The sequence below is a fragment of the Nostoc sp. DedQUE07 genome (assembly GCF_034530975.2).
In the GTDB taxonomy this organism is placed as follows: domain Bacteria; phylum Cyanobacteriota; class Cyanobacteriia; order Cyanobacteriales; family Nostocaceae; genus Nostoc.
The window spans coordinates 64,786-73,639 of the sequence record NZ_JAVRCC020000037.1 but is presented as its reverse complement, the minus strand read 5'-3'; the positions used below and the strand labels follow the sequence as shown (position 1 = coordinate 73,639).

The window sequence follows — 8,854 nt, the reverse complement described above, 5'->3', positions numbered from 1 at the left end:
CCTCTTATTCAGAAAGTAGATTATCACATTTTGGTATTAGTGGGATAGGTTCATGGAAATCGGCGGATTAATGCTCTTCTTACCTGTTTGTGGATGACTTGGGAAGCAAGGGGTTGTCGTCCAATTCCCGATAGACAAGCATCAACAGCACGGACGAATTCAGAACCTAAACCTGGATTTTGAGATTCGTACCACTCAAAAGCATCCTGAATATCATATTCTGCTTCTGGCTGAATAATCAGGTTATAGTTCATTAGGAGAATCTTAACCGTTTTTTAACCTCTTCCCAACTAGAACCAGTTGTAGGGTTTTTTTTGTAATTTTCTAAGCGTCGATCTAATTCCTGTTGTTGTGTTGAACTCAAGGGCAGTTCTTCTTGCTGTTCTAAGATACTGTCCCATAAATCTTCAGCCAGTTGGATACGTTCTGCAATGCTGAGTTCAGAAATATCAAATTTCAAGAGGGGATGGAGACTCATGAGTACAGAGTTAGGGTTGAGCTTTTACCTATTTTACAACATAGTGTGATACCTACGGCAGATGGAGCGATCGCTGATTAGGAATGTTAGGCTTAATTCGGGATAAAAGTTAGTATCTCTTGAAGTGACTCTATCTAAATAGAGGTTGATGTATGGAATTACGTCCAATTAGAACCCAAGCTGACTATCAGGAAGCTCTTCGAGAAATTGAGTTGCTGTTTGATGCCGTCGCTAATACACCTGAATGCGATCGATTAGATGTGCTAAGTACCTTAGTACAAGGTTACGAAAAGGCACATTTTCCTATTGAAAAACCCGATCCTATCGATGTAAAACTTCAGATCGAAAAAGACAAGCTACAGGCAAGCAGTACTATAAACATAAATAAAGATACAGAAAATGAAAAAGTTCTATGTCCTCATTGTCAGCGCACTGCTACGAACGGTATTAAATGTAAAGGTATTTGTGTGGCTGATAATGACTATTGATGTATAAAATATATCGCTGTTTCACAAACTCTCTTATGAGTAATATCAATTCTAATCTTCAACAAAGCTTGAGAAATCGGATTAATAATCAAATTTTGGAGCATCCTTTTACAGACTATTGGGATATTTTTATTCTTAAACATCAACATCCAATTAATATTATTCTACACATTTTAGGAATATTATTTTTTTACAGTTTACTCTTTTATACTTGGAAATTACAAAATTTTTGGTTACTCTTAGGATTACCGTTAACTCAATTATTGGGATTAACTGGACATTTTTTATTTGAGCGTAGCCATATTGATTTACAAGATGCTGTATTTTCTTGGCGGGCATCTTATTGTTTAGGTAAAATGTTATTTAGGATTTTGACGGGTAAATATCGAGATGATATTCGCCAACGACAAGAAATATTAAAGAATTATTTATCAAACAATTATGCAAATATTCAATAATTGGAATGTAATTGCTAAGGGTTGGTATATTGCCTGTCCTAGTCATGAAATCCCTAAAAAAACAGCAAAATCTGTAGAAGTATGCGGTCAAAAAATTGCCATTTTTAGAGGTGAAGATGGGCAAGTACGGGCTTTGGATGCTTATTGTCCTCATTTGGGGACAGATTTAGGAATTGGGAAGGTTGATGGTAATTGGATTCGTTGTACATTTCATCATTGGGCATTTGATGAAACAGGGCTTTGTCAAAATATTCCCTGTCAATCAGAAATTCCTACTCAAGCTAAGTTACAAGCTTATGCAACAGAAGAAAAGTATGGATTTATCTGGATTTATCCAGATGCTAAAGCACCAGAGGGAGTGGCTGACTTTGATGAATTGAAAGGAAAAGAAATTGTTGCACAAGCTGATATTGCATTTGAAAGAAGTTGTCATCACCATATTTGTATGATGAATGGGATTGATGCTCAACATTTAAAAACAATTCATCATTTAGATATCAAAATGGATCTATCGCTAAATAGTAGTGAATTAGGGACGCAAATCGACTTTACAATGCGGGGACAATTCCCTCAAACTACTTGGAGAGAAAAGTTAGGTCAAAGATTTCTTGGTTCTACATATCAATATTCAATGCGTTATGCTCATGGTTGCATTGGTTTGTTAACAATGATGAAAGATGTCAGGCTTTTTCCCCCACTGTATATGATATATGCTTATACTCCAATTTCATCTGGAAAAACGATAATTCAACCGATTTATGTAACTGAAAAACGTCAAGGTATTCTAGGGTATCTGCAAAGTCAATTTTTGTTATTCTGTACTCGGTTAGCTTACTATATGCTCAGAGATGAGGATGGCAAAATTTACGATAATATTCGCTTTAATCCGAAGTTGCTCCTTAGTATCGATCGGCCATTAGCTGAATATATGGAGTATGTAAATCAGCTAGAACCGTCTCGATGGTCAAAAAATAGGGGTGTAGAATAGTAGACTGGGTTAGCGATCGCTTAACTCAACAAAAGCTTTGATAATGTTGCGTTTTGTTTCTCAATCTAAATACATCTTAATTATTTTGTAGAGTAGGCGATTTCCATTAACTCTTATTGAGAGGGTGCAAGATGTGAATACGGAATTGTAACGTAAATAACCATTCTGGAATCTGTCACGTTACACCGTAAATTTACCATAATGGTCGATAAAGTTTTAATTAAATATAATACAAATCGAATTTAAGTAATTTACGAGTAATGAAGAGTTTGCTGATTCCTGTTCAAAATTTGCAGCGAAGCGATCGCATCGCCATGTATGCGTTGCTGCAAAATCACTTTCAAGGTATAACCTGGGATGGCTTTCAAATCGATCTAGAGCGCAAAAACTGGGTTTTGTTGTTAAGAGATGAAACATCCAACGCACTCAAAGGATTTTCAACTCTGATGTTATGCCAAACAACTTTTTTGGGAGAAAAAATTAGTGTGGTGTATTCTGGCGACACTATCGTCGATCCTAGTGCTTGGTCGAGTACAACACTACCACGTAGTTGGATTGCCGCCATCAATTTTCTGCGTCAACACTATGCAGAAAATAAACTTTACTGGTTGCTAATTTGCTCTGGTTTTCGCACTTATCGTTTTCTCCCTACTTTTTGGCAAGATTTCTACCCGCGTTATGATGTTACAACACCTGCCAATATTACAAATTTAATGGTGAGTTTAGCACGCGAATACTATGGTAGTTTATACCAAGAATCAACTGGTATCGTCAATTTTCCGCATCCCCAAATTCTCTGTGAGGCGTTAATTGAAATCCCCACAGGAAGACAGACTAACCCCCATATCCAGTTTTTTGAAGAAAAAAACCCCGGCTATCGATTAGGGGATGAATTAGTTTGTTTAACTGAAATTAACTATGACAATCTCACTCGTGCTGGAAAACGGATGTGGGAGTCAGAATCATCGTTACAATTTGTGCAAGATTGTGTTCTCATTTAATTTTTATGGTATCTACAAACCCACAATCAAACTTTAACAACCCGACACAATTTATAGAGGGATGGTACTGGGCATTAGCATCAAAAAAATTAAAAATTGGGAAGGTAAAAGCTATAACATTGCTAGGTAGAAATCTGGCAATTTATCGGGGAGTTAGCGATCAGGTAGTAGCTATAGATGCTTATTGCCCTCACATGGGCGCTCATTTGGCAGAAGGTAAGGTAGAAGGTGATGGAATTCGCTGCTTTTTTCATAATTGGAAGTATGACAGTCGCGGAATTTGTGTAGATGTTCCTTCTTTAGGAAAACCGCTACCTGTGTGTATTAAAACTTGGCATACAGCAGAAAAATACGGCATAATTTGGGTTTGGGTGGGAGAAGAAAAGCCAAGTTCGCTGCCCTTTGTACCAGAATTAGAACAGGGAGATTGCGATTATATATTGGGGACTCGATTTGTCAAAAACTGCCATCCCAATGTCTTACTAATTAATGCGATTGATGCTCAGCATTTCAATACAGTACACAATTTACCTTTAGAGATTGTATTTGATTCTCAAAACCTCAACCCTAACGCTATTACCTTCAGCAACACTACACGGGGAGGGGATGATTCCTGGTTAATTCGCCTGATTCGTCCTCTATATCGCAACGAAGTTACTTATAGTATGTGTTATTGGTATGGCAGCACTGGCACTGTGACGCTAGGGCCGGATTTTTTGCACTTCTACATTATATTTACACTGCGAATGATCGAAGGTGGTAAAACAGAAGGGCAAACAATTCTTGTGACTCCCAAGCGTCCGGGATTTTGGGGATGGGTTTTAAATCGTGGTTTGTTATGGTTAACGCAGCAGGTTGGTAATTACTTCGCACAAGGGGATACACAGGTATTTCAGACAATTCAGTTTGATTTAAAGACTCCTACTAAAGCAGATCAATCTATTCTGGAATTTATTCAGCACGTTAATCAACAGAAAGCTTTAAGCTGGGGAACTTGGAAAACTGTTAATTATCCAAATATTCAAATATCAACACCTAATAGTAATTCGCTATGAAGATGCAATTAATTATTAAACGAACTGCCAAGTACGCCAAGAGAGAGAAGGAGTAATTATTAAGTGTAAACTTACGGAGAATTGGTATGACCCTGAATTCACTTTAATTGAACAGAAAAAATGGATTTAAAATATAACATTGTTGGTTTTGATTTACCACACACAGATTCTAATGATCGTTTGCGACGGATATTAACAGCAGCATTACCCAATCAGAATAATTATGATAATTATCCACAATTAAATTATTGGAATGCTGATTTTTTTAACTTACATCAAGTCAAAGTTTTTCAACAATCTAATATTACTGAACAATCTACTATTCTGGAACTTACCAACCGCAGCCTGTTAGAAGAATCATATTTCATCGAGAAAGCAGGGGTTGGCTACATGGCAAAAATGGTACTGTTAGCAGAAACAGTTGAAGAACGAATGCTTTATGGATTGTTTACGGCTGATGAAGCTACCCACCTTCACCAAATTAGCCATTTTTTACCAGAAATGGAATTAACTAGCACAGACGATCCGTTTTTGCGCTTACTATCAGAAGTGGTTGAAAGTGCAGATAAAACAGTTTTGTTGTTTGTGCTGCAAGTCGTTTTAGAAGGATGGGGTTTAAGCCATTATCGGCGTTTAGCTAAGGAATGTCGCTATCCAGTTTTAGCAGAACTTTTTTCTAGTTTTTTACAATCTGAATCCCGTCATCACGCTACGGGAACCACCTTATTTAATCAAATTACTGTTTCAGCATTCAGTCAAACAACAATTCTTGATGTATTGGCACAGTTTTTGTTTATGGTACAGGTGGGGCCACAAAGCTTACTAAGAGCAATCGAACGAGTGAAAGGACATCTGACGCGATCGCAAAAAATCCAAATTCTAGAAGAACTGGATACTGAAACCCACAGTGGAACCCGATTACAAATATTGCGATCGCTCATGGGGGGAAAATCAGCCCAGTCTATCCTGCAAAATTTAGAAGAACGCGGAGCCTTTGAACCACTCCCCGCCCATCAATGTGTGTAATCAATATCAATCTTATCTCTGCGTGAAATCAAAACGGATATGGAAAAAACTATTCATCGCAAATTACAAATTAACCACACCCGCAACAAACAGCAAGACCATACTGCTTTAATGGATGAAGCTGTCACCAATTTTCGCTATGAAGATTGTCAAAACGAGTATTGGAATCCAGAAGAGTTTTCCCTATTATATGGTACACCTTTATGGGAACAGTCTACCCAACATCAGCGTATAATTTTGAACCAACTTTACTGGGTAGCTTACTACTCACAAATTGTTTCTGCTGAAATTGCAACTATCTTTTTCAATCAAACCAGCGCAGCTGGACTTTACGCCCAAGAGGATTTTCGCTTAATCTGCGATACATTAGATTTGGAATCCGCCCAAGAGCGATCGCACATTAACGCCTTCCGCACAATTGCCAAACAAGTTGAACAAGCGTTGTTTGGGGAACTTATCTTTACCTACCCCATGCGCGGCCCCTTTACAGAAACGATGGTTTATGCTGACACCAATGCTCTAAAAACTTGGTGGAAAAAAATTCAACTTCAATACTTTGGGCTGATTTCTGCGAATAATACTTTTTTGGCTTGTCAGTATTTTACAGTCCGGGGAGTGCGGACACTAAACGGCAAGTTAGTACAGCACAAACTCAGCAATTATTATCAAAAACATCCTCATCCTGAAGCTGCTCCAATCCCTGCTAAAGTCTCCTATTATCACTTTATGGATGAAAGTTTTCATTTCAATAGTTCGACAATTATATCTCACGATGTTGTCACTTGTCTGAAGCCACCGACTGCATTTGAGCGACTGGTAGCTAATTTAGGATTGCTGGGATGTCAACGCGATCATTTTCATTTTTCGGCTGCGATTAACGGGATATTTTGGTACGATCCGGCGCTGTATAATAAGATTTATCGGGTGTTGCGATCGCCAATTTTTGGTATGAGTGATCGAGATGCTAAAGAAATGATGCGCCGTTGTTTTACCGAGGAGTCGGAAGGATTACACCGCAGTTTTTCAACTCATCAGGAGGCAATGAAATCTTATCAAGTGTATATTGAAAAACTTGATTATCTTTGGCAACGTAATCGGGATATGTCACTGATGGCTACTAATTCAATTTCTCGATATTTGGCAACTCAACAAAGGGCTTTTAAAGATTTTGAACACCAAGAAGATTTGTTTATATCTAACGCAGAGACGCAGAGGCGCAGAGAGGAATGGAAGAGTGTTGTTTAGGTAAAATTATTGCGTATTATGGCTGAATTATGTAAGATATCGTTTCCTGGAAGTGAGTTTGTTCCTATCACTTTGGAATGCCATAAAAATTTATCTGAACATCTCACAATTCAGAATTCACCTGTTTTATTTGGTTGTCGGACTGGTATTTGTGGCATTTGTTTAGTTGAGATTATTGGTAATATTCCTCCTCCTGAAGCTGATGAACAGGAAATGTTAGAGATGTTAGCAGCTAATTATCCTCATGCGCGGTTAGCTTGTCAGGTTAATATTACAGGTAATGTTGAAATTCGCAGAGTATAAATGTCAATTTGCAATTTACCCGAATCACTTCAGCTTATTTTTAACGAAAATCAGCTTTCGCCATGTTCAGATTTGGAAATAATTCAATTTGAGCAACAACAAGGTATTACTTTGCCCAGTAATTACAAAAATTTTCTCAAGATTATGGGGCATGGTGCAGGTAAGTTTTTGCGTGGTTCAGATTGCTTTTACCAGCATCTACCGCAAATTCAAGAATGGGCTAATCAACTTTTGGTAGAGAATAATTTTCCTGAAGCTTTACCAGAGGATGCTTTTGTATTTTTCATGCACCAGGGTTATCAGTTTAGCTTTTTCAGGCTTTCAGAAGGTGATAATCCACCAACTTCCTCATATTGCGAAGGGCAGGAAGAGTCTTATTTTGTTAAAAGTCATGATACGTTTAGTGACTTTTTAGCGGTGGAAATAGACCTTTATTTAAAGTCTTCGATGTCTCTAACGAGTTAGATATTTAGCACATAAAATTGACATTAGTTTTCCTCCTACCCAAGACTGTTTCATTTGTATCTAGTAAAAGCTAATTAAGAAAGCTTATTTCGCGGTAATTTAGAACTAGCAGATTCTTTAATAGCCCAATCAAGTAGGTTAAACGCTTTCAGCATTCTTAATGATTCCCTTCCATCAATAACGCAGTAGTGCCTTGGATTGGAAGGCTGTGTGGCGAAAACTTTGAGCGTTTCGATTACAGCCGGTAATATAGTATGGCAATGCTGAATAATCAGAATATCAACAGGTTCTTTAGATAACCTTACTATTTGATCATTCTTTTTACCGAGATGACTAAGCGTCATCGGTGAATACTTTGCTGGCCCCTTCAGAATAAAAGCCGCGGACAACCGAAGTTCTCTAACGTGCAGGTGTGATGTGAAAAAATCTGATGATTCTCCACCCCAATCCTTTGGAGTTGACTCTGCTAGAATATTGCCGAGGCATTTTTTGAAAGTCCTTTCAGATATATGCCTCATTTCTTTAGTAGAATCCGGCAAGGGGTACTTTTTCACTATCTCAAACTCTTGAAAATCTTCGAGATGTAACTGGTAGAAGTTTGTATACTTTTTCCATAACAAGTCCCCTATTTCAGAGTCTGCCAAGTACGGATAACCGATTAACAGGGGATGGAATATTAATGTATCCTTTTCTCTAGTATGATACTGCGCCACCATCGCAAATTCACCGCCTCCATGCAAGCCTGACTTTAAAGTTTCAGACCTGACCTTATCGGAACTAATATGAAATTCAACTTTATAGTCGATACCTTCAATACTCTTGCATTCTAAAATTGCACGGTTATAATCATAAATTTTTTCACACGGCAATATATTAACGATAGAGCAAAATAATTGTCCACATTCATCAAGCAGAACCTGTTGTAGTGTTTTGATTTCGTTAACTCTACAAAAATCTAGTGTGATTCTTGAATATGCTTGATCTATTAGAACCTCTTTTCTCCAATTAGGAGTCTGTAGGGGTATGTTTACAATCTGTTGATTAATTATTTCTGTTCCTATCTTTCCCAAAATTGCTTCAACTTTTCGATGATGCACAAACCCTGGGTCTACTATGAGTGTTGTTTCTTTCATTAGGCTTCTGCTTTTTCTATATCTTAACTCGACATTTCTGTACCTTTTGCAATCCCTCGCAGTGGAGACAAGTTACCCTTTTTCAATTCAGAACTAGTTTCTCGCTGTAGCGACTCTAAAAGGGTTTGCACTAATACCCAGCGATCGCTAATTGATAACTCTAATATCTGCTTTTGCAATTGTTCTAATGTCACGATCATTTTCCCATCTGAGG

General features: G+C 37.7%; 12 protein-coding genes and 1 pseudogene. 9 read left to right on the top strand and 4 right to left on the bottom strand.

The window, feature by feature from the left end; genetic code table 11:
* Positions 1 to 53 precede the first annotated feature (53 nt).
* Positions 54 to 254, bottom strand: a pseudogene (locus RMZ95_RS24225) (type II toxin-antitoxin system RelE/ParE family toxin); the annotation flags it as partial.
* On the bottom strand, positions 254 to 478 hold the full coding sequence (locus RMZ95_RS24220) for an addiction module protein (protein WP_322683353.1): 225 nt from the start codon (positions 476 to 478) through the stop codon (positions 254 to 256). The pseudogene RMZ95_RS24225 and the gene RMZ95_RS24220, both read right to left, overlap by 1 nt.
* A 152-nt stretch (positions 479 to 630) precedes the next feature.
* On the opposite strand from RMZ95_RS24220, the gene RMZ95_RS24215 reads away from it, so the two are divergent.
* The 9 genes from RMZ95_RS24215 (at position 631) to RMZ95_RS24175 (ending at position 7,507) form a co-directional block, all read left to right on the top strand.
* Positions 631 to 966: a hypothetical protein gene (locus RMZ95_RS24215; protein ID WP_322683355.1), complete on the top strand. Its 336-nt coding sequence runs from the start codon at positions 631 to 633 to the stop codon at positions 964 to 966.
* 35 nt (positions 967 to 1,001) lie between these two features.
* Positions 1,002 to 1,424: an Mpo1-like protein gene (locus tag RMZ95_RS24210; protein ID WP_322683352.1), complete on the top strand. Its 423-nt coding sequence runs from the start codon at positions 1,002 to 1,004 to the stop codon at positions 1,422 to 1,424.
* Complete coding sequence (locus RMZ95_RS24205) at positions 1,408 to 2,412, top strand: aromatic ring-hydroxylating dioxygenase subunit alpha (RefSeq protein ID WP_322683351.1); 1,005 nt, start codon at positions 1,408 to 1,410, stop codon at positions 2,410 to 2,412. Before RMZ95_RS24210 ends, RMZ95_RS24205 begins: the two co-directional genes overlap by 17 nt.
* Before the next feature lie 260 nt (positions 2,413 to 2,672).
* Complete coding sequence (locus tag RMZ95_RS24200) at positions 2,673 to 3,413, top strand: hypothetical protein (RefSeq protein ID WP_322683350.1); 741 nt, start codon at positions 2,673 to 2,675, stop codon at positions 3,411 to 3,413.
* 5 nt (positions 3,414 to 3,418) lie between these two features.
* Positions 3,419 to 4,468, top strand: a complete 1,050-nt coding sequence (locus RMZ95_RS24195) for an aromatic ring-hydroxylating dioxygenase subunit alpha (RefSeq protein ID WP_322683349.1) — start codon at positions 3,419 to 3,421, stop codon at positions 4,466 to 4,468.
* A gap of 120 nt (positions 4,469 to 4,588) precedes the next feature.
* A complete protein-coding gene (locus tag RMZ95_RS24190) occupies positions 4,589 to 5,494 on the top strand; it encodes a ferritin-like domain-containing protein (RefSeq protein WP_322683348.1) in 906 nt (301 codons plus the stop codon).
* 39 nt (positions 5,495 to 5,533) lie between these two features.
* Positions 5,534 to 6,739: a P-aminobenzoate N-oxygenase AurF gene (locus RMZ95_RS24185; protein ID WP_322683347.1), complete on the top strand. Its 1,206-nt coding sequence runs from the start codon at positions 5,534 to 5,536 to the stop codon at positions 6,737 to 6,739.
* Between the two features lie 18 nt (positions 6,740 to 6,757).
* Positions 6,758 to 7,042 carry a 2Fe-2S iron-sulfur cluster binding domain-containing protein gene (locus tag RMZ95_RS24180; protein ID WP_322683346.1) on the top strand — a complete coding sequence of 95 codons (285 nt, stop codon included), beginning with the start codon at positions 6,758 to 6,760 and terminating at the stop codon, positions 7,040 to 7,042.
* Positions 7,043 to 7,507, top strand: a complete 465-nt coding sequence (locus RMZ95_RS24175; protein WP_322683345.1) for an SMI1/KNR4 family protein — start codon at positions 7,043 to 7,045, stop codon at positions 7,505 to 7,507.
* A gap of 74 nt (positions 7,508 to 7,581) precedes the next feature.
* Here the strand turns inward: RMZ95_RS24175 and RMZ95_RS24170 are convergent, their stop codons facing one another.
* Entirely contained in the window at positions 7,582 to 8,640 is a 1,059-nt protein-coding gene (locus tag RMZ95_RS24170) for a hypothetical protein (protein WP_322683344.1), read from the bottom strand.
* 23 nt (positions 8,641 to 8,663) lie between these two features.
* Positions 8,664 to 8,834 carry a hypothetical protein gene (locus RMZ95_RS24165; protein ID WP_322683343.1) on the bottom strand — a complete coding sequence of 57 codons (171 nt, stop codon included), beginning with the start codon at positions 8,832 to 8,834 and terminating at the stop codon, positions 8,664 to 8,666.
* Positions 8,835 to 8,854: the final 20 nt, after the last annotated feature.

Bases quoted from the DNA above. Each gene is read 5' to 3' on its own strand.
- RMZ95_RS24185 (WP_322683347.1), top strand. From the start codon at position 5,534: ATGGAAAAAACTATTCATCGCAAATTACAAATTAACCACACCCGCAAC.
- RMZ95_RS24175 (WP_322683345.1), top strand. From the start codon at position 7,043: ATGTCAATTTGCAATTTACCCGAATCACTTCAGCTTATTTTTAACGAA.
- RMZ95_RS24220 (WP_322683353.1), bottom strand. From the start codon at position 478: ATGAGTCTCCATCCCCTCTTGAAATTTGATATTTCTGAACTCAGCATT.
- RMZ95_RS24210 (WP_322683352.1), top strand. From the start codon at position 1,002: ATGAGTAATATCAATTCTAATCTTCAACAAAGCTTGAGAAATCGGATT.
- RMZ95_RS24170 (WP_322683344.1), bottom strand. From the start codon at position 8,640: ATGAAAGAAACAACACTCATAGTAGACCCAGGGTTTGTGCATCATCGA.
- RMZ95_RS24200 (WP_322683350.1), top strand. From the start codon at position 2,673: ATGAAGAGTTTGCTGATTCCTGTTCAAAATTTGCAGCGAAGCGATCGC.
- RMZ95_RS24190 (WP_322683348.1), top strand. From the start codon at position 4,589: ATGGATTTAAAATATAACATTGTTGGTTTTGATTTACCACACACAGAT.
- RMZ95_RS24205 (WP_322683351.1), top strand. From the start codon at position 1,408: ATGCAAATATTCAATAATTGGAATGTAATTGCTAAGGGTTGGTATATT.
- RMZ95_RS24195 (WP_322683349.1), top strand. From the start codon at position 3,419: ATGGTATCTACAAACCCACAATCAAACTTTAACAACCCGACACAATTT.
- RMZ95_RS24215 (WP_322683355.1), top strand. From the start codon at position 631: ATGGAATTACGTCCAATTAGAACCCAAGCTGACTATCAGGAAGCTCTT.
- RMZ95_RS24180 (WP_322683346.1), top strand. From the start codon at position 6,758: ATGGCTGAATTATGTAAGATATCGTTTCCTGGAAGTGAGTTTGTTCCT.